The 17,930-nt window shown below is 57.3% G+C and carries 17 protein-coding genes; 6 read left to right on the top strand and 11 right to left on the bottom strand.

What is annotated here, in order from left to right:
- Positions 1 to 51: 51 nt before the first annotated feature.
- The 10 genes from IB265_RS15120 to IB265_RS15075 all read right to left on the bottom strand — a co-directional run bounded on the left by IB265_RS15120 (position 52) and on the right by IB265_RS15075 (position 11,594).
- The gene (locus IB265_RS15120) at positions 52 to 1,284 is read right to left on the bottom strand and encodes an AGE family epimerase/isomerase (protein ID WP_192371106.1); all 1,233 of its coding nucleotides are present in this window, start codon (positions 1,282 to 1,284) and stop codon (positions 52 to 54) included.
- A gap of 188 nt (positions 1,285 to 1,472) precedes the next feature.
- Positions 1,473 to 2,744 carry a glycerate kinase gene (locus tag IB265_RS15115; RefSeq protein ID WP_192371107.1) on the bottom strand — a complete coding sequence of 424 codons (1,272 nt, stop codon included), beginning with the start codon at positions 2,742 to 2,744 and terminating at the stop codon, positions 1,473 to 1,475.
- Positions 2,744 to 4,018 carry a neutral trehalase gene (locus tag IB265_RS15110; protein WP_192371108.1) on the bottom strand — a complete coding sequence of 425 codons (1,275 nt, stop codon included), beginning with the start codon at positions 4,016 to 4,018 and terminating at the stop codon, positions 2,744 to 2,746. The genes IB265_RS15115 and IB265_RS15110 overlap by 1 nt, the downstream gene beginning before the upstream one ends.
- A gap of 26 nt (positions 4,019 to 4,044) precedes the next feature.
- On the bottom strand, positions 4,045 to 5,103 hold the full coding sequence (locus tag IB265_RS15105; protein ID WP_192371109.1) for an ABC transporter ATP-binding protein: 1,059 nt from the start codon (positions 5,101 to 5,103) through the stop codon (positions 4,045 to 4,047).
- Between the two features lie 11 nt (positions 5,104 to 5,114).
- Entirely contained in the window at positions 5,115 to 5,945 is an 831-nt protein-coding gene (locus IB265_RS15100; protein ID WP_192371110.1) for a carbohydrate ABC transporter permease, read from the bottom strand.
- Positions 5,942 to 6,793 (bottom strand): carbohydrate ABC transporter permease, encoded by an 852-nt coding sequence (locus IB265_RS15095; protein WP_192494871.1) that lies wholly within the window; start codon positions 6,791 to 6,793, stop codon positions 5,942 to 5,944. Before IB265_RS15095 ends, IB265_RS15100 begins: the two co-directional genes overlap by 4 nt.
- Before the next feature lie 69 nt (positions 6,794 to 6,862).
- Positions 6,863 to 8,140 (bottom strand): ABC transporter substrate-binding protein, encoded by a 1,278-nt coding sequence (locus IB265_RS15090; protein ID WP_192371112.1) that lies wholly within the window; start codon positions 8,138 to 8,140, stop codon positions 6,863 to 6,865.
- Positions 8,141 to 8,198: 58 nt separating this feature from the next.
- On the bottom strand, positions 8,199 to 9,197 hold the full coding sequence (locus IB265_RS15085) for a LacI family DNA-binding transcriptional regulator (protein ID WP_192371113.1): 999 nt from the start codon (positions 9,195 to 9,197) through the stop codon (positions 8,199 to 8,201).
- A 491-nt stretch (positions 9,198 to 9,688) separates the two neighbouring features.
- On the bottom strand, positions 9,689 to 10,903 hold the full coding sequence (gene hmpA, locus IB265_RS15080; protein ID WP_192371114.1) for an NO-inducible flavohemoprotein: 1,215 nt from the start codon (positions 10,901 to 10,903) through the stop codon (positions 9,689 to 9,691).
- Positions 10,896 to 11,594 (bottom strand): DUF1971 domain-containing protein, encoded by a 699-nt coding sequence (locus IB265_RS15075; protein WP_192371115.1) that lies wholly within the window; start codon positions 11,592 to 11,594, stop codon positions 10,896 to 10,898. The genes hmpA and IB265_RS15075 overlap by 8 nt, the downstream gene beginning before the upstream one ends.
- 66 nt (positions 11,595 to 11,660) lie before the next feature.
- Here IB265_RS15075 and IB265_RS15070 point away from each other — a divergent pair, with 66 nt between their 5' ends.
- From IB265_RS15070 to IB265_RS15050, 5 genes are all read left to right on the top strand, one after another.
- Positions 11,661 to 12,152 carry an Rrf2 family transcriptional regulator gene (locus tag IB265_RS15070; RefSeq protein WP_309140347.1) on the top strand — a complete coding sequence of 164 codons (492 nt, stop codon included), beginning with the start codon at positions 11,661 to 11,663 and terminating at the stop codon, positions 12,150 to 12,152.
- Positions 12,153 to 12,429: 277 nt separating this feature from the next.
- A complete protein-coding gene (locus IB265_RS15065) occupies positions 12,430 to 12,861 on the top strand; it encodes a hypothetical protein (protein ID WP_192371117.1) in 432 nt (143 codons plus the stop codon).
- Between the two features lie 681 nt (positions 12,862 to 13,542).
- Positions 13,543 to 14,142 carry a response regulator gene (locus IB265_RS15060; protein ID WP_309140346.1) on the top strand — a complete coding sequence of 200 codons (600 nt, stop codon included), beginning with the start codon at positions 13,543 to 13,545 and terminating at the stop codon, positions 14,140 to 14,142.
- 518 nt (positions 14,143 to 14,660) lie between these two features.
- On the top strand, positions 14,661 to 15,632 hold the full coding sequence (locus IB265_RS15055; RefSeq protein WP_192371119.1) for an alpha/beta fold hydrolase: 972 nt from the start codon (positions 14,661 to 14,663) through the stop codon (positions 15,630 to 15,632).
- A gap of 328 nt (positions 15,633 to 15,960) precedes the next feature.
- The gene (locus tag IB265_RS15050) at positions 15,961 to 16,440 is read left to right on the top strand and encodes a carboxymuconolactone decarboxylase family protein (RefSeq protein WP_192371120.1); all 480 of its coding nucleotides are present in this window, start codon (positions 15,961 to 15,963) and stop codon (positions 16,438 to 16,440) included.
- 484 nt (positions 16,441 to 16,924) lie between these two features.
- Here IB265_RS15050 and IB265_RS15045 read toward each other — a convergent pair whose 3' ends face one another.
- Positions 16,925 to 17,089, bottom strand: coding sequence for a hypothetical protein (locus IB265_RS15045; RefSeq protein WP_192494870.1), 165 nt, complete (start codon positions 17,087 to 17,089; stop codon positions 16,925 to 16,927).
- 413 nt (positions 17,090 to 17,502) lie between these two features.
- Between IB265_RS15045 and IB265_RS15040 the strand changes: the two genes are divergently transcribed.
- Positions 17,503 to 17,841: a nuclear transport factor 2 family protein gene (locus IB265_RS15040; protein WP_192371122.1), complete on the top strand. Its 339-nt coding sequence runs from the start codon at positions 17,503 to 17,505 to the stop codon at positions 17,839 to 17,841.
- Positions 17,842 to 17,930 lie beyond the last annotated feature (89 nt).

Below are 17,930 nucleotides of genomic sequence, written 5' to 3'. Positions count from 1 at the left end.
TCACCGGCGGAAACCCACAGGTTTAACTCTCGTTATCTTGGCGCGGCCGGGTCAGGATTTCTCTCCGCTAGCAATGACCTGCGTAAGACTTCCGTTAGCCGGGTGGAGAGGGATCAAACAGGCTTGGAGCGCGTGATAAATGTCGCCCTTGCCCGCAAATAGAGTCTGACTTGGCCGTAGGTCCTCAGTTAACTCCTCGTGCCAGCCTCCGCGCTGGCGATCGATGAAATTCACGTCGATTACGTCCCAGATTCGACGGTACCAGGCCTCATGATAGTCGCTGCCTAAATGAGAGCAGAGAAACGCCGCGGCGCCCGCCGCTTCGCACATTGGCCACCACAGTTTGTTGCGCCTGGTGGGTTTGTTATCCCAGTCGAGGGTATAGTAAAGTGCACCGTTCACTTCGTCCCAACCTAGATCGACCGTCTGCGAGAAAAGTCGTCGAGCTGCCTCTGGCATCCATCCGTGGGTTCGGCCGCCAAGCACATACAGCTGGAGAAGCAAACGTGACCATTCTGCCCAGTGTCCCGGTGTGATCCCCGAGGGACGAAACATCTCATGTCCGCTGTAGCTTTTGTCGACGCCCCATCGGTGGTCGAAATGTTCTGCTACCCGAAACTCGTGCTCGCCGGCCCGGCGACGGACGATCAGATCCGCGATCCTCTCCGCTTTGTGTAGGTAAGAGTTATCACGCGTGGCCTCGTAAGCCGCCATAAGCGCTTCCGTCATGTGCATGTTGGAGTTCTGGCCATGATAGCCGGGCTTTGGCGTCCAGTCCGTCTCGAACTCCTCCGCGATCGCGCCCCACTTTTCCTCCCAAAAACGGGCCTCGATCACTTCCGAGACGTCAGCTATCAGGCGGTCGGCATCGGGATGACCTGCGACCTTGGCGCTGGAAGCCGCTAGAAGGACAAAGGCGTGTCCATAACCTTGTTTGCTCGCGTCGCGTACGCCTTCATCGTCGAGAGCCCAATAATAGCCTCCGTGGTTGCCGTCGCGGTGTCGCTCCCATAGATAGCGCATACCGTGGTCCACCAGCTCGTCGGCTTGCTCCCTTCCAAGAAGGCTACCGATCGAGAAGCAGTGTACCATGCGGGCTGTGGAATGAAGGCCCCGCGTGGTGTTCGCCCGGAGTGGATGCCCATCCAAGTCAAGCTCGTAGAACCCGCCCTTCGCATTGATTGCATGGGCCTGGAAGAAAGCAAAAAGCTCTTCTGCCTGCTGCTGCAGCCATGCACGGTGACCCGAACTCAACCGCCAAGGTGTGACAGATTGTTGTTTCATTGTTCAATTCCTTTCAGCTGAACGGAGCGGCGCCCTCAGCGATACGAAGCTTAGGCTGAACTCCGTGGGATGCTCGCGCGAATTCCCGGCTCACAAATTATTTACAGTCTTCGTCTGACCTGTGTTCGATGGGATCGCTCCGCCGGCTGACTAGCGGTGTCACCGGAATTTCACCCGAAGCATGACGCTCACCACAAAAGGATCGCTCGGAAGTCGTTGATGTTGGTTCCGGTGGGACCGGGTTCGAACAGATCTCCCGTCGCATTGAAAGCCGTCCATGAATCGTTGTCGTCAAGGAGCTTTGTGGCGTCCAACCCGGCGGCGTTCAATCGTGATATAGTATCGCCACCCGCAAATGCGCCAGCATTGGTTTCGCTACCGTCAACGCCATCAGTGTCGGCTGCCAGCGCGAATACATTAGGGAAACCGTCGATATCGCGCGCGAGTGCAAGCAAGAACTCGCTGTTGCGACCACCCTTACCGTTTCCTTTCAGCGTCACGGTCGTTTCCCCGCCGGACAGAACGACCACGGGCCTCGGGAGTGGGCGCTTCGTCTCGGCTATGGCCCTCGCGATCGCGGCATGCAAGCTGCCCACCTCGCGTGCTTCTCCTTCCATGTTATCAGACAAAATCACAGCTTCGACACCCGCAGCATGGGCAGCCTGAGCGGCCGCCTTGAGGGAGACGGACGCGGAAGCAATCACGCGGTGCGTGTTCCGGGAAAATCGAGGGTCGGAGGGATGCGGCGCTCTTTCCGAACTGCTGCGGAAATGCTGGATGATAGATTCTGGCAGAGCGATTTGATATTGCCGGACCGCATCGAGCGCTTCAATCCGCCCGGCCGTGTCCGGGATCGTCGGGCCGGATGCCACCAAGGCGGGATTATCTCCCGGCACATCAGAAACAACCAATGTCGCGACCCGCGCGGGCCAAGCTGCACGGGCGAGGCGCCCGCCCTTTATCCGAGAGAGCTGTTTTCGGATGGTGTTCATCGCTGAAATCGGCGCTCCGGAGGCGAGCAAAACCTCGTTTAAGGCGATCTCATCGGCAAGTTCGAGGCCTGCAGGCGGAGCAGGCAGTAGGGCAGACCCCCCGCCTGTGAACAAGGCGATCACCAAATCATCGGGGCTCAGCTTCCCGACAGCGCTCAGCAATCTGTTAGACGCCAAAAGCCCCGGGCGGTCAGGCACTGGATGTCCCGCTTCCAGCACCTCGATCCGCTCGCAAGAAACGCCGAATCCATAGCGGGTGACAACTATCCCTTCGAGCGGACCGTCCCAGGCCCGTTCGAGCGCTTGCGCAAGCTGCGCTGCACCCTTTCCTGCACCGACCACGATTGTCCGTCCGCTTGGCCTTTCCGGCAAATGAGCGCGGATCGCGGCACTCGGTTCGGCCGCGGTTACCGCTGCCTCGAACAAGGAAGTCAGAAAGCGCCGCGGTTGAACATCGAATGCCGACATTACGCGCCCCTGCTAAGAAGTTCCATGTAGGCGGCGGCAGTCCAGGAAAATTCGCTTCCGCCGCAACCTTCGCCGGTCAAGGGGTCAAAATACTCGGCAAAGCCGTTGCTCTCGATAGCATTGATCGTCGACTTGCGAAGCCCTTCCGCCATTTCGCGTCGACCATTCCGCTCAAGTCCGTCTATCAATAGCCAGTTGATTACAGCCCAGACCGGACCTCGCCAATAGCGCTTGGCTTCAAAGCCGGGAAAGTCGGTGGGGGCGGATGGAAAGGCGACCGCAAGGCCCTCAGACCAGCGCTGCATCTCGTTGCAGGACGCATCCAACACACCCCTTTCGAGATCCAGCGCCAATAGTGGCATAAAGCCGGCTTGCGTTGGAGCTTGGACATCCTCACCCGAAACAAGGTCGCGAGAGACAAAGCGCCGCAAATCCGGTCGCCATTGCGCCAGGAGAGCCGCGCGAGAACGTGCGTTCATCGAACCGACTTCGTCAGCCTCGCGCTCTCTTCCGAATAGCCTTGCCAGTGCTTCTATCGCCTCACCGGACCGGAGAAGAATTGCGGTCGTTTGCACATCCGCGATCTTGAATGGAGCGGCTTCCCACTGTTTTTCCGGGTCCCAGGCGCATGCGGCGTAAGCGTCCACCAGATGGATAAACCGCCTGTAGTCTTCTTCGCGCGGACGCATGCCAGCGTCGACGTGTCCGAGGTCCTTGCGGACCACCGCAGTATCCGTCGTGGTCGGGACTCTGGCTAATGCTACGTCCCACGCGGGAGAGTTGTCGCTTCCGCTTTCCCATGGATGCAGCAGAGCAACCAGCCCAGTGTTGTCGGGGTCGCGCGCAGCATACCACCAGCGGTGCCAGCGGAGCGCCGCTTCGTAAAGCGGCAGTGTCCGGTCCGATGCGTAGTTCACTTCCTCGGACGTCGCGACGTCGTGGAGCCGCTTCAACGCCATCCCGAAGATCGGTGGCTGAGTGATGCCCGATGTGGGGATCGTATGGTTTGTCCGCCATACATCTGGCCCGGGAAAATAGGTGTCGCTTGGCTCATGAAAGATGATGTGAGGGATCATCCCGTCCGCCCATTGTCCTTCGGCGAGCCGCTCTAATTCGTGATAGGCCCTGGATAGGTCGTAGTGGGCAAAACCCATCGAAACAAATGCTGAGTCCCAATTCCACTGAAAAGGATAGAGCCGGTCCGTCGGAACGGTGTAGCCGCCGCGATCGTTTGCCTGCAAGATGCGCCGCGCTTTGTTAATGAGGTCGGTCATAGTCGGTCCTGTCGATAATCTTGAGTTCAGGCGGCTCGGCGGGGCAGCGCCCGTCCGGTCTCCGCAGAGAGCCAATTCAGTCTTTCGAGGTCGGGTTTGAGCCAGATCCGGTCGCCGGATTTCACCGTCTCATTGGACGGGAGAATGAAACGGACCGATTGGCCTTCGGCGGTGCCAGTCAAGAGCAGATGCGAACCCATAGGCTCGGCGACCCGAACATCGATACATAGACCTCCATCGGTCGAGGTGAGCGTGACGTCTTCTCCGCGAATGCCGAGCACAATTTTGCCGCCGGTCACATGAGGGACCGCCTGTTTCAGTGCGCCAAGCGCCACCGAACCGTCTCGCACCGGTAGTTCGATGAAGTTCATTGGCGGGTTACCCATGAAACCACCGACGAAGCGTGTAGCCGGTCGGCTGTAGATTTCCACCGGTGAGCCTGCCTGTTCGATGCGGCCGTTGTACATCAAGGCGATCCGGTCGGAGAGACCCATCGCTTCAGTCTGATCGTGGGTAACGTAGACAGTCGTCGTGCCCGAAGCTTGCAGCACAGCTTTGAGTTCTGTGCGCATCTCGAGCCGCAGAAGAGCATCGAGGTTCGACAGTGGTTCGTCCATGAGAAGAACCTGCGGCTCAACCGCGAGCGCACGGGCGACGGCGACGCGTTGACGCTGGCCGCCTGAGAGCTTGTTCGGGTAACGGTCGAGGTATGGCTCGATATGCAGAAGCGCCGCGGCTTTCTCGACCTGTTTCTTTACCCGGCTCGCGTCGGCTTTCTGCATTCTCAGGCCGAAGGCTACGTTCTCGTAAACGGTCATGTGAGGAAACACTGCGTAGTTTTGGAAAACCATCGCCAGGCCGCGGTCCTTTGGCGGAAGCCCAATTACGGACTTTCCTCCGATGCGGACGTCACCCGAAGTGGCTGTCTCAAGCCCGGCGATGATGCGCAAAAGTGTCGTTTTGCCACAGCCGGAGGGCCCGAGGAGCGATACGAACTCACCATCTCGTATGGTGAGTGACACCTCTTTGAGGGCGTCGACGGCGCCGAAGCTTTTCTTGATGCGGTCGATGACGATGGTCGCCATTGAAATCTCCGTTATTTGCTCGAAATGCCCCATATCGCGAACAGGTAGCGCCGGACCGCGAATATGAAGACGACGGATGGGAGGATGAGCATAAGCCCCCCGGCGAAGCGGTAGTGCAGGGGGCTCTCCGAAAGAACGGTGAGCAAGTACGCCGTCAGCGTGCGGTTGTTGACCGTTAGTACTGAGGCGGCGAAAACCTCGTTCCAGGAGATCACGAACGCGAAGACGGCGGTTGCGACAACTCCAGGCAGTGCGAGCGGTGCCACAATCCGGAAGAAGGCCTCGACCCGGGAGCAACCGAATACCCAAGCGGCCTCCTCGAGTTCGCGCGGCACGCCCAGGAATACTCCCTGCGTTACCAGCGCCGCGAAAGGCAACGCCAGAACCGTGTGGACGAGGCCCACACCGAGAACGGTATCGTAGAGACCCACCCGAATGAACGAAACGGTGAGCGGCAAAGCAAGGATCGCCAGCGGAAAGGCGCGCGTAAGCAAGACAAGCAGACGGTAGGTGTCCTTGCCGTAGAAGGTATAGCGCGCGAGCGCGTACCCGGCTGGTGCGCCGAGGCACAGCGATAAAATCACCGTAATCAGAGCCGCGCCGAGTGAATTCAAAAAAGCTGCTGCGACCCCTTCCGTCTTAAGAAAGAGGATGAAGGGTTCGACGGAAACGTCAGTCGGCAGGAGTGACTTGGGCCATCTATAGACACCGCTCCGGCCACCGAAGGCGCCAAGGGCGACCAGATAAATCGGGACGATCACCCATGCGCACAGGACCGAGATGCCGCTCCACAGCAGGATTTTGCGGGCCGAGGCGAAATTGGCAGGCTGGGCAGTACTCATGGCAACCGCTCCGGATCGACTTTGATGATTTTGAGGTAGGCGAGGGTAGCGGTCAGCGAGATCACCATGATCAAAACAGCGAAGGCAGCCGCGACGCCATAGTTCTGGTTTTGGTTCTGCCACGTGTACGCCTCGCCGACGAGGACGCGGAGGTTGTTTCCACCAAGGGAGTAGACCACGGCGAAAACTTCAAAGGCCAGCACGGTGCGCAGTATCAATGCGGACTGCAGCGCTGGCTTAATGAGCGGCAGCGTAATGCGGAAGAAGCGGGTCCACCGCCCGGCGCCAAAGATTTCCGCGGCTTCACGAAACTCTTTTGGTACTTGGTTGAGACCGGCCACGATTATGATCATTACGATCGCGGTGCCTCGCCAGATTTCCGCTACGGCGATGGCGAAGAAGAGCGTGAGCGGGGTCTGGTAGGAAAGCCAATTCGCCTGCTTGTTGATTGCCCCAAGCGAGAACAGGACGCTGTTCAGGTAGCCGCTGTTTTGCAGGATCGAAAGCCATACAAGCCCTGCGGCCAAGTCCGAGATGCCAAGGGGAATCGTCCAAATCCAAAGAATTGTCTCCCGGCCTGAATTGACTTTGCCGACCATCGAACCCATCGCGAGCGCCAAGGCTACCTGCACGGGAACCACCGCGAGGGAAAGAAGGAATGTGTTGCGGAGCGAGGCGGAGAAGTTGAGGTCTCCAGCCATGGTACTGAAGTTGGACAGTGACGGAACACCATCTGCGGACATTGCAAGCCACAACGTCTGGGCAAGCGGCACGAGGAAAAGCGCGGCCAGGAAGATGACGGACGGCGCCACCAATAGGTAGGGTACCCACGGGCGATTGTTCGACATGGAAAAGGGCTCTCAACTATCTTGATGATTGCCCCCGGCGGCGTGCCGGGGGCGGAGGTGACGGAAAGCCTATTCGACTGGGCAGGCGCCCGCGCTCGCCTTGTCGGGTGCCCAGCACGGCGCGCCGGTATCTTTCATGAGTTTCGAAAGAGAGGTTGCGCTCTCGTTGAGGACGGCCTCGATAGGTTCGTCGCGCAAAACGATTCTTTGGAACGTATCCATGTAGACTTTGTTGAACTCGCCGCCCCTGTCGCCGAGTCCGACCGGGAGGAGCGAAATCAACGCGTCTTTTGCCGTCTGTGTGGTCTCCACCACTTGAGCAAGCAGCTTGATGCCCGGATCGGTGTCTTCCGGCAAGGCCGCCTGCACTACCGGGAAGAAACCGACGTTCTGGGCAGTCAGGATTTGCGTCTCCGGTTTAGCCAGATGTTCAATGACAGCTATGGCGCCGGCTTGATCGGGAGCCCCTTTAGGCACGGCAAGTCCTGCCACCACTGGCATGTAGCCGCGACCCTTCGGCCCAGCCGGGGCCGGGAAGATGACGTATTGGTCGGGCTGGAGTGAAACTGCTTCCTTCAAGCGAGCGATGTGATCCCACGCAACCCAAACCTCGTCGGCGAGCAGGGGCTCTTGCATGAAGTTGTAATTTGTGGAGTTCGGGTTCACGACGGACCAGAGCTCCTTGAAGCGTTCCCAGCCTTTCGCTGCATCGGGCGACTTGAAAGGGCGCACAACGCCGGCCGTGAACGATGGATAGAAGTAGCCCTGGAAGAAGCGCGGCATCAGTCCTTTGGGTCCGGCGGGAAACCCGATCCGCGCCTGTCCGGTCTCCTTTTGCATCTTCTTGCCCCACTCGATCAGCTGATCGTAAGTGAGCGCGTTGATTTCGGCACCTTCCGGGAGATAGGCAAGCGCTTCCTTGTTCGCGGCCATCGCGTATGTTGCCTGCATCCAAGGAATGTACTGCTGGTGGGCTGTTCCGAGCTTGCCAAGATCGAGGATAGTTTTGGACATGCCGGCGGACGACAGCCTGGCCGCCAACTCGTCAAGTTCGACCAAACCATCCTTGGCGGCAATCGGTGAAAGCTCGCCATGTAGTGCGCCGACCAGGCTAATGGTATGCGTACCCGCCTGCCGTTCGGCTTCGAGCCTAACTGCAAACTGCGGTGGTTCTTCGACGACATAATCGACCGAGGCCTGCGCTCCGTCTAGGATGCGTTCGCGAACTATGGTCGCTTCCTCGATCGGCCTCAGCTGCGTCGACAAAAATATTGTGTCGGCACTGGCTGACGTGGCAACTAGGAGACCGGTCGCAGCAAGCAATCCCGACAAAATTGATGACTTCATAGTTCAAAACCTTTTCATACGTTCAGGAGTGTTGGCAGTCGGTCGGCGACCTGCGTTGCTAAGCCCTGCGATGGCTCGACCTTTGGACGAAAGCCACTGGATATACTTCCTGCAGGTTCTCAGGCGGCTCTCCGCCAATGGCGCGAAGCAACAATGAGGCGAGCCGTTCACCGAAGTCGGCCCCTGTCATCTGCATGGTGGATAGCGGCGGTACGCTATAGGCTCCCATAGGCAGGTTGTCGTGGCCGATGACGCTGACGCGCCCTTCGCCTCCAACCTCGCGCAGTGCTCGCAACGCACCTATTGCCATTTCGTCGGTTGCACAAAGAATCGCCGTGGGCTTTAAATGGCCAGACATCAGAGCTTGCGCGGCCACGTACCCGCCGTGTTCCGTTGGGTCACCCACCTCGATCAATTCAGTGCTGAGTCCCTGTGCGAGGAGGCCCGCTTCCCAACCCATTCGCCGAAGATGCGCGAAGGTGTAGTTTTGCGGAGCAGCCACGTGGCCGATGCGTACGTGGCCGTCTCCTGTAAATCTGAGTACGGCGTCGCGAAATGCCGTGAACCCGTCGCCGTCGATAAATGCATGGGGAATTTCGGATTCCGTGCGCCCATGGCTTACAAAAGGTATCCCCCGAGATTGAAGGAAAGAAACCCGTTCATCCTGTCGCTTTGTGCGCACCAGCACCATTGCGTCGACGCGTTCTCCGTCTACGAAGCGGCGGCACATCTCAATTTCGCTCTGTCCGCGCGGCACCGGAGCTATTACGAGATTGATATTGGCCTTCGCCAGATGCTCGGCGCAGTCGGAAAGCATATCGATGAAATGCGCTGGACCGATTTGGCCAGGGGCACTCGGGACAGGCACGGCGACGAGTTCGGCACGTTGCCTACGCAAACGTCGGGCCGCCGCGTTTGGTCGGTAGCCGGTCTTCTCCGCAGCGCGCCTGACGCGCTCTTTGGTTGCTTCCGAGACGTCCGAATAGCCGTCCAGCGCGCGCGACACCGTCGTTATAGAGAGGCCGAGAGACTTAGCCAGTTGTTTCAGGTTTGACATCTAGGATTCCAAAACGTTTTGGGGATTTCTCCCAAAACGTTTTGGTGATCAATCTATACCAAGGACTAGGGGGGCTGATCCGCGCTGCGATCAGGTGGCTCAGGCATTGCACGGATCATTTGGACCTACGCTGATGATGAGGCTCTGTCTGGCCAACAGAGCCAAGCCAAGCCGCGCTGCACACGATCGAATATCCAAAACCTGTGTATAGCTTCCCTTGTTGCGGAGGGATTTGCATAGTCCATCGTGCACTCTCCGGAAAACAGTCGAGCGTTTTCGGAGGAAGGCATGCGGCGGTTTAGCTCTCTCCCGCTGCGCGCGGACTTCGTCCGGCAGAAGGCCGTCCCATCCGCCCTTGGGGACGGCCTTCCATCCCTTTTCGTCGGACTAACTGTGCCGAGTATCCGTTTAGGTATCGCGGATTTTCGGCTCAGATAGCAGACGATCACGATCGGTTTTCGCCAACCGTGATCGCTGTGGGAACGCTTCGTTTATGCGGCCAGGAGTTCGTCTGAGGGCCCGAAGAATTCATAGTGGACGCGGTCGCTCGAAACACCCTCCTTGGCCAATGCCGGAACTAGGGAGCGAAGGAACGGTTTGGGGCCGCAAAGATAAAATTCGGCTTGGCCGATGGGCGTATTCTTGCGGAGCCATTCTCCGGTGATGTACCCGTCGAAGTCGTGAGACAGGCCTACGGCGTCCTTGCTTCCCGGCGCGCTGTAGAAGCTGCTGATCTTCGTTTTGCCATGCGTGCTGGCGAGCTTGCGAACATGCCGATCCATCGCATGGGTCGAGCTGTTCAACGCTCCATGAACGAAGTGCGCTTCGAGGTTCGGATGTTCCTCGGCGATCGTCTCCAACATGCTGACCATCGGGGTCAGGCCAACGCCTCCTGAGAGCAATACGACAGGAGCAGCAGGGGCTGCGGGTAGATAGAAATCGCCGGCCGGGGGCGTCACTTTGAGGACCGTTCCAATTACAGCAGTGTCGTGTAGGTAACGCGACCCGCCCTGACCCTGCGCTTCTCGCTTTACGGAGATTCGGTAGAATTCGTCGTTTGGTCCGCTGGAGATCGAGTAATTGCGTTTGATCTCGATATCTTTCTCGATGGGGAGGCGGAAAGTGAGATACTGGCCGGGTTTGTGACGCAGTACGAGGCCGCCGTCCTTTGGTTTCAAAATGAATGATGTGACGACTTCACTTTCCTGGATTTTGTCGGCGATCGTGAAATCCCTCCATCCGTTCCAGCCGCCAGATCGCCTTTCAAGATCGTCCCTCAATTCCGCTTCGCGTCCCTTCAGGATATCGGCCAAGAACCAGTAGGCCTCATCCCAAGCTTTCAAAAGTTCAGGCGTTGCGGCACTTCCGAGTACATTCTCAATTGCAGCGAGGAGCGCGCGACCGACGTAAGGGTAGTGCTCCGGGACGATATGAAAGCCGATGTGTTTGTGGGCAATGCGTTCCACCGAGGGGCCCATTACCCCGAGATTTTCGATGTTCCGGGCGTACGCCAGAATGGCCGCCGCGAGTGCGTTGACTTGGGAACCGCCATCGCCTTGGTTCGCATGGTTGAAGAGGTCACGAATATGGTCGTCGCGAAAGAGGACGTCATACATGCTCAGGGTAATCGCTGTGCCGTGCGCTGTGATGGCGGGTACACTCGCCTTGACGAGTTGGATGGTTTCCGGTGAAAGCGATTTAGGCATTTTCTTTCCTTTCGATTACGATGCTGCCGTCTAGGATGGGTTTGTGATCGTAGAAGTGCAGCTGGCATTTCACCGGGCTTATAATTTCCAGGTGATGGGGTACCTCCGGCGGCACGATGACGCTGGAGTGAATCTCGACGCTTGAGCGCGGGCGAGTATGTTGGTGGTATCTCAAGCTCCCTGCGAGCACCGTAAGCTTTACCCAAGTGCCCGGGCTGAGTTCGTACGACCGAAGCAGGGGCTCAGGTATGGAGCTCTCGTCAAAAATTGGGGTGCTTTTGTAAGGCAGTGCAGGTTTGCTCGAGCGGATACTGAAAAGATTGGCCCCCTCCGATCCGAACAACGCACCCGATAAACGGGCCGCAACCCTTGTTGCTTTCAGCTGGAGTTCGGCGGCGACATCGGCCGGGAGACTGTCCATGGTCACCCTTTGCCAGAGCGCCAACCAGCGCTTGAACATCTCGGGTTGGATGCGTGGGGCATGGATCAAATGGAGAGCTATCGGATTTCCCTTGTAGCGTCCGGAGGCGAGCAACATTGAACTCCAGAAATCTCTCATTCGCTGAAGGTGATCGTCCCAATCGACAATAGGGGCGAACCCTTCGCTGAGAAGCGGATCCTTACGAACTTCTCCATAGAAGCGGTCCACAACCAGCCTGATCTGCGTTTCGGTAATCGGTGCTGCGCTCATCCCCGGAAGCCTTTAAAGATGTATATAAGATGCATCTATCTCTAGGCGAAAATTGATGCTAGTCAAATGCATGATTTTGGGAGTGGACGTTTTGACGCAGAGTTGCCAATGAGGCTTACGAAATATACGGACTACGCGATGCGCCTGATGATCTATTTAGGCTCGCAACAGTCTGGGCTCAGCTCGATCCGCGAAATATCGAATACGTTTTCGGTCTCGCAAAACCATATGATGAAGGTTGTTCAGGACCTTTCGAACGGAGGTTTTTTAGAGTCAGTCCGCGGGCGCAATGGAGGTATACGTCTCGCAAGACCGCCAAGCGAGATCAACCTTGGAGCCCTGCTTAGGCACACCGAAGAGCTTACGGATCTCATAAACTGCGAAGGTTGCCGAATAGCGTCTGCCTGCACTCTCCCGGTCGTTCTTTCAGAGGCAACTGCTGCGTTCGTCGCCGTCTTCGACAAATACTCGCTCGCAGATCTCGTTGACAGACGGGCCGCGCTAGGTACGCTCCTGGGATTTTACGACTCTAGTTCAGGAGAAAGCAGATCTCCGTAGAACTGCGATCCAAGCTTCACGGGGAAGACTGCCTACTTGAATTTCCGGCCATTCGGATTTTCGTGTGGAATTCCATTGTTGCGGCTCGCCCAAGTCTGAGTAGTGTTCGCCGCTTGATTGTGCTCAAGAAATTCCGCCGGCGTTTGACGGCGTGGACGTTCCGCGGTCGCCAAAATTAGGCCCTGACTTTCGGAGCGTGCGGAGCGTAAACTTTCGTTTGGGAAGTCGCTTCACTGCGTCGATGCTATCTTGCTCTGACAGAGAACAGGAGGCAGCAATGCAAAACGTCCGATACCCGATCTTTGCCATGGTTTGGTTTAACGTCATCCTTGGCGCTTGGTTGTCCATCCACATGCTCTACGACCCCGAGGGATGGTACTATTTTGTGCCGGGTGTCACCGATACGGGTTTCTACAATCAGCATTTCGTTCGTGACATTGGAATCATCCAGGGCTTTATTGCCCTGGCATTCGCGATAGGTACATTTAAGCTAGACAGGCGCGTCGAACTCTGGGGAGCAGCAACTCTTTGGTTGGTGGCGCATGCCGTGTTTCACTTGTGGGAAGTGGCCGTGGGTATATGTTCGGCTTCTGTGATCCTGCGCGACTTCCCGGCCGTCAGTTTACCCGCACTGTTTGGAATATCCGCGACTGCGTGGGCCTGCAGCCGCGGCTCCCGCCGGGTCTCATTGGAGCGCGCGTCAATCTGATGAGCACGCCCGCTCGAGGCGGCGACTTGTCTACCTTCGATCGTTGTCTCTGTTACCGACCGGCGTGCGAAGCCACTGATGCCGTCGTCGGCCTGTCAGTACCTATCCGGCAACGCAGGTCGCGTTGAAACGGCGTTGGGCGCTGCCGGATGGCCGTGCGACATTTAGTCTGTCTAGCCTTTGGTATGGGGTGCACGCACTTGGACTCCCACGTATGAAAACGCGTGGGATGGCTTGACCGGATGCGATGGACCGAATGAGCGCAGGGTTTTTCCTGGCCTATCTCTGCGACATAAGAATGGTACCACACACGGCCTAAAGCGGCCCAAACTCCGAGGGGAGACGGGGACCGGGGTATTCCCACCGGTCCCCGTTTGGGCGGTTCGTCTGTATTTGCGCTGTTACCGTGGGGGATGTCGGATGTCGTCGGGGTGCCAGGCGTCAACCAGCCTTAAGCCGCATACCCGAGAGTATAGGTCCACATAGACCCATGTGTACCGTCAAGATCTTCGCACGTTGTGTTAGTTAGTCCCCGCTAATAGGGCACCATAGGGTCAGCGTTGTTGAACCGATGCGCTGCGCAGCGCTCGCTGGAGCTTGCCCGGCAATACGTAGCTAGCGGAATTCGAGGCTGAATTGGCGCAACATACTCAAATAGCGAAAAATTCCGCGGACGCGGTAGTGTACGTCGTAGACGACGACGAGGGAATTCGGGAGGCCTTGCTAGAACTGTTTTGCGCGTCGCAAAAGAAGGCGGCTGCATTTTCAAGCTGCCAGGATTTCTTGCAAGCTGCCGATATCTTGGCACCAGGGTGTCTCGTCCTTGACCTCAGAATGCCGGGGGAGACTGGTCTTGATCTGCAAGAGCAGCTCACGTTGGCGGGAAGTCGGTTGCCCGTAATTTTCCTAACCGGTCACGCAGACATCCCGACTAGTGTAAGGGCTATCAAGGCGGGGGCCACCGACTTCATCACGAAGCCATTCGTAAGCGAGGATCTCCTTGAGGCGGTCGAGAGGGCGATCAAGTTGGATTCTGAACGCCGAGTGGCAGACGCGGAGCGAGACCGAATTAAAGCGCTTGCGGACAGCCTGACACCGCGTGAAACCCAAGTGATGGATGCGGTTGTCACAGGTCTAATGAACAAGCAGGTGGCGTATCAATTGGGCATCAGCGAAATGACTGTGAAGCTACATCGGATGAGTTTGATGCGTAAAATGGAGTGTCGTTCCCTCGTGGAACTCGTTCGCAAGGTTGAGCAACTGCGCGACAGTGAGATGTAGGTTCGCATCATAATCGGAACAGCGCTACCCAAGCTCTGGTTCTAACGCCGGTTTGATTCCGCGGAAAACCCGCAGCTCAGCGAGCAGAGGCAGATCCTCCTATCAATTCGCCAACCACCCTTCTGAGACCGGGAAGGGTGTTAGTGATACCGGACGGTCGATGCCGCGGCCCGATCTCTCCGGTGCCCAGCCCAGTTGCCGGGCGCATTTTACTTCGCCGCTCTCCCATGTGCGGACTCCGTGTGTCGTCCGCGCCTCTCCCATCACCCTTGTTCTCGCTCTCGGCGACGCCGAGAAAAACGCGTCCGCGATGGCGTCGATAGTATCTGCATGTGCCTAAACTAGCGACCTTCCTTCCCGTCATCCACGGAGAGCTGATGCCGCCGATCGAAACGAATGTATAGCTATAAACAATCCAGTCGATTGGTACCTTAGGACCGTCCGGATTTAAAAAGCGATATCTTCGATGCTGGGACCGGGCAGTTTAGTTCTTATATTTCTTCGACTAGGAGACGAGTATGACCCTGAGTTCCATGAAGCCAACGCGGCGAGACATGATGTCGGGAACATTGGCGCTGGCTGCGGCTGCGGCGACGACCGCCGCAGCGACGTCCGCACAGGCCAAGCAGCACACCAAGGATGCAGCCGCAAAGAACACGGGTGCATTCGCCACCTCGAAGGACGGCACCACCATTTTCTACAAGGACTGGGGTCCGAAAGATGCACAGCCGATAGTTTTCCATCATGGTTGGCCTTTGAGCTCGGACGACTGGGACGCTCAGATGCTCTTTTTCCTCGGTAAGGGCTTTCGCGTAATTGCACATGATCGCCGCGGTCACGGGCGTTCCGCCCAAGTGAGCGACGGGCATGACATGGACCATTACGCTGCCGATGTCGCAGCTGTCGTGGAGCAACTTGATCTGAAGAATGCGATCCATATCGGACATTCGACCGGTGGTGGCGAAGCAACACGGTACGTCGCTCGTCACGGCAAGGGGCGCGTCGCCAAGCTGGTTCTCATCGGAGCCGTCCCGCCGATTATGGTCAAGACATCGGCGAACCCAGGCGGCCTCCCGGTTGAGGTCTTCGATGGCTTCCGCTCAGCCCTCGCGGCGAATAGGTCGCAGTTCTATATGGACGTGGCCGGCGGTCCCTTCTATGGCTACAATCGGGACGGAGCAAAGCGGTCCGATGCAGTAGTTCTTAATTGGTGGCGACAAGGCATGACTGGGGCCGCGAACGCCCACTATCTGGGCATCAAGGCGTTCTCTGAAACCGACTTTACTGACGACCTCAAGTCAATCGACGTTCCGGCTCTTGTCCTCCACGGAGATGACGACCAGGTGGTCCCGGTCGCAGATTCCGCGGTTCTTTCGGCGAAGCTTTTGAAGAATGCAACGTTGAAGATTTACAAGGGCCTCCCGCACGGGATGGCGACCACGCACGCTGACACGATCAATCAAGATCTTTTAACATTCATTTCTGAATGATCGTAATGGAGGGTGCCTCAATGCACCCTCTTTTTTTTTGAACTGGCTCCGGGCTGTGACGATGATCCAATGTCCGTCGAGCCCTATTGCCTGCCGCCGCACCTGTGGGTTTCTCCCGCACGCGTATCTACGCATCCCTTTCGAGTCATTTCTGTGTGGAACTTATCGCAGCGAAGCCTAGATGCGACGCCGTGCGCTGGGTAAGTCCCATCCAAGTCCAAACCGAAGTATATCTAGTTGTCTCAGCGTTCCTCGGACACCATGATGTGCACGCTAAGCGCAACGCGTTTTGCGTGTTAACGTCAATTCTCAGTAGTGGATCAACACAATGACGCAGCGACTGAACTACGCGCAGCTCTCGCCGGAACTCTTCAAAGCCCTTATGGGCTTCAGCAACGAAATCAAAAAAGGGTCCATCGAGCAATCTATTCTGGACCTGGTCGACATCCGAGCATCGCAGATCAACGGCTGCACTTTTTGCTTGGACATGCACTCCAAGGAGGCGACTATCCATGGGGAACGCCCGCTGCGGCTTTACCATATCGCCGCGTGGCGCGAATCGACGCTCTTTTCGCCGCGGGAGAGAGCAGCACTCGCGTGGACCGAAGCAGTAACGAAGCTTTCTGAGGGCGGTGTTTCCGACGAACTCTACGAAAGAGTGCGTGGCCACTTGTCAGAGAAAGAGCTTTCGGACCTTACCTTCCAAATCATGGCGATTAATGCTTGGAACCGCATAAGCGTCGCTGTGAAGGCAGTACCAGGGTCTGCAGACAAGGCCTTTGGCCTTGATAAGGCCGGCCTCGAATAGGCCCCAAAAGAGCGACGATGGCGGTGGATCGCGCCGCCATCTCTCATTTTTGGAACCGATAGGGCGGCATTACACGGCAACGAGCTGCTCTAAAGGAATGTCGCTAAACGATGCCCTGCGACCAGTGCTGCGCCAAGCGCGCCCGAGCCGTTGCTTCAGCCGATAAAATCTTCGCCCGAACTGCCTTTTCTGCCGCGAGCTGCTTCCGACGGCGTCATCGAGCAGCGGACTATCTCTATTTTCTTGCGCTGCAAGTACAAAAACGCGCAATCTCTCGCGTCCAGCACACCGATAAGCTCACTCCGACGGCTAGCGAAAACGTCCCCACGCTTGAAGAAGAGCAATCTGTGGAGCAAACTGAAAACTCAGTTCGCGAAAACGCATCCAAAATGCACTGCGGCGATTTGCGAAGAGTCCTCCCTCCGCTTAGGGGCGGGAAACCCCGACGAAAGGTGGCTCGGGGTGTCCCTTTTTGCGGGTCCTATTAGGAATTCTGAACGCGCTTGGCGGTGTGGGCGTTGCGTTTCCGCCCACATGTTGAACGCCGCGCAACGTCATCGAGCAACTGTGCGAAGACATGCTGCTTGACGCCGTCGGCGCGGTTCAGCAGCGCGATCAGGTCGTCATGCTTCACGTCGGCAAGGGTCATTTCTTGACCGAAGGAAGCGCTGCGCCGTGTTGCCTTGCTTGGCATCGAGAAGGACTTTTTGAGGACGCGGAGCGCCGCTTTGCTATGCGGGCGTCGCCGAAGGCGCTGCCGGCTTAATCGTCGAACGGGTTGTTTCCTCTCTGGGGAACCGACCATAAGTGTCTCCATCAAAATATGATGGCGCAACATACCGTCGGGGCGACGGGGATCCCATTAAACTTGTGTACACCCGTTGTGAATCACTGCGTCGTTGCCCTCTTTTGGTGAATTCGCTCACATGCGGTGCCAACAAAACTGAACTTGTCTTAACGCGAGTTCCTAGCCGAAATCGGTTAGAACTGCGCCAGACTTGTTTTTGACGGTTAAGCACGATGAATACTTCACATTTGACTGACGGATTGGATCACACAGGAATGGTCGCCGTGGTTGAACAGTTTTTCGCTGCGATAAATGACAGGCGCATTCACGATGTGCTCAAGGCCTTCCTCTGTGGCGCCGTCGTCAACGATCAGCTTACAGAATATGAGGGGTATGACGCCATCGCAGCTTGGCTTCGGAGGGATCTTTTCGACCAGCACGCATCGATTGTCGCTGTTCAGCACACGGTCCGTGCCACCGGTGTGGTGTCGATGGTTGAAATGACCGGAGATTTCGCCGGTTTGGGTCTGCCGGAACCGCTCGTTCTTTCCTGGTACTTCTCAATAGCCAACGGGAGTATCGACCAATTGGTTATACTTCGGACAGCCCTTTAGACCCTCCACAGTCGCAGCATAGCGATGATCGTCTGACTCATCCCGATCAAATCAAAGCTCGGAACGACATTTATCGTTTGCAAACGTTT

The organism is Ensifer sp. ENS10 (assembly GCF_014852025.1).
GTDB lineage: Bacteria > Pseudomonadota > Alphaproteobacteria > Rhizobiales > Rhizobiaceae > Ensifer.
Note: the sequence above shows the minus strand (reverse complement) of the source record. Positions and strands in the feature narration are given on the sequence as shown.

What these genes read in the sequence shown, in the direction of transcription:
- IB265_RS15120 (WP_192371106.1), bottom strand. Translation starts at nt 1,284, where the DNA reads ATGAAACAACAATCTGTCACACCTTGGCGGTTGAGTTCGGGTCACCGT.
- IB265_RS15115 (WP_192371107.1), bottom strand. Translation starts at nt 2,744, where the DNA reads ATGTCGGCATTCGATGTTCAACCGCGGCGCTTTCTGACTTCCTTGTTC.
- IB265_RS15110 (WP_192371108.1), bottom strand. Translation starts at nt 4,018, where the DNA reads ATGACCGACCTCATTAACAAAGCGCGGCGCATCTTGCAGGCAAACGAT.
- IB265_RS15105 (WP_192371109.1), bottom strand. Translation starts at nt 5,103, where the DNA reads ATGGCGACCATCGTCATCGACCGCATCAAGAAAAGCTTCGGCGCCGTC.
- IB265_RS15100 (WP_192371110.1), bottom strand. Translation starts at nt 5,945, where the DNA reads ATGAGTACTGCCCAGCCTGCCAATTTCGCCTCGGCCCGCAAAATCCTG.
- IB265_RS15095 (WP_192494871.1), bottom strand. Translation starts at nt 6,793, where the DNA reads ATGTCGAACAATCGCCCGTGGGTACCCTACCTATTGGTGGCGCCGTCC.
- IB265_RS15090 (WP_192371112.1), bottom strand. Translation starts at nt 8,140, where the DNA reads ATGAAGTCATCAATTTTGTCGGGATTGCTTGCTGCGACCGGTCTCCTA.
- IB265_RS15085 (WP_192371113.1), bottom strand. Translation starts at nt 9,197, where the DNA reads ATGTCAAACCTGAAACAACTGGCTAAGTCTCTCGGCCTCTCTATAACG.
- hmpA (WP_192371114.1), bottom strand. Translation starts at nt 10,903, where the DNA reads ATGCCTAAATCGCTTTCACCGGAAACCATCCAACTCGTCAAGGCGAGT.
- IB265_RS15075 (WP_192371115.1), bottom strand. Translation starts at nt 11,594, where the DNA reads ATGAGCGCAGCACCGATTACCGAAACGCAGATCAGGCTGGTTGTGGAC.
- IB265_RS15070 (WP_309140347.1), top strand. Translation starts at nt 11,661, where the DNA reads ATGCATGATTTTGGGAGTGGACGTTTTGACGCAGAGTTGCCAATGAGG.
- IB265_RS15065 (WP_192371117.1), top strand. Translation starts at nt 12,430, where the DNA reads ATGCAAAACGTCCGATACCCGATCTTTGCCATGGTTTGGTTTAACGTC.
- IB265_RS15055 (WP_192371119.1), top strand. Translation starts at nt 14,661, where the DNA reads ATGACCCTGAGTTCCATGAAGCCAACGCGGCGAGACATGATGTCGGGA.
- IB265_RS15050 (WP_192371120.1), top strand. Translation starts at nt 15,961, where the DNA reads ATGACGCAGCGACTGAACTACGCGCAGCTCTCGCCGGAACTCTTCAAA.
- IB265_RS15045 (WP_192494870.1), bottom strand. Translation starts at nt 17,089, where the DNA reads ATGACCCTTGCCGACGTGAAGCATGACGACCTGATCGCGCTGCTGAAC.
- IB265_RS15040 (WP_192371122.1), top strand. Translation starts at nt 17,503, where the DNA reads ATGGTCGCCGTGGTTGAACAGTTTTTCGCTGCGATAAATGACAGGCGC.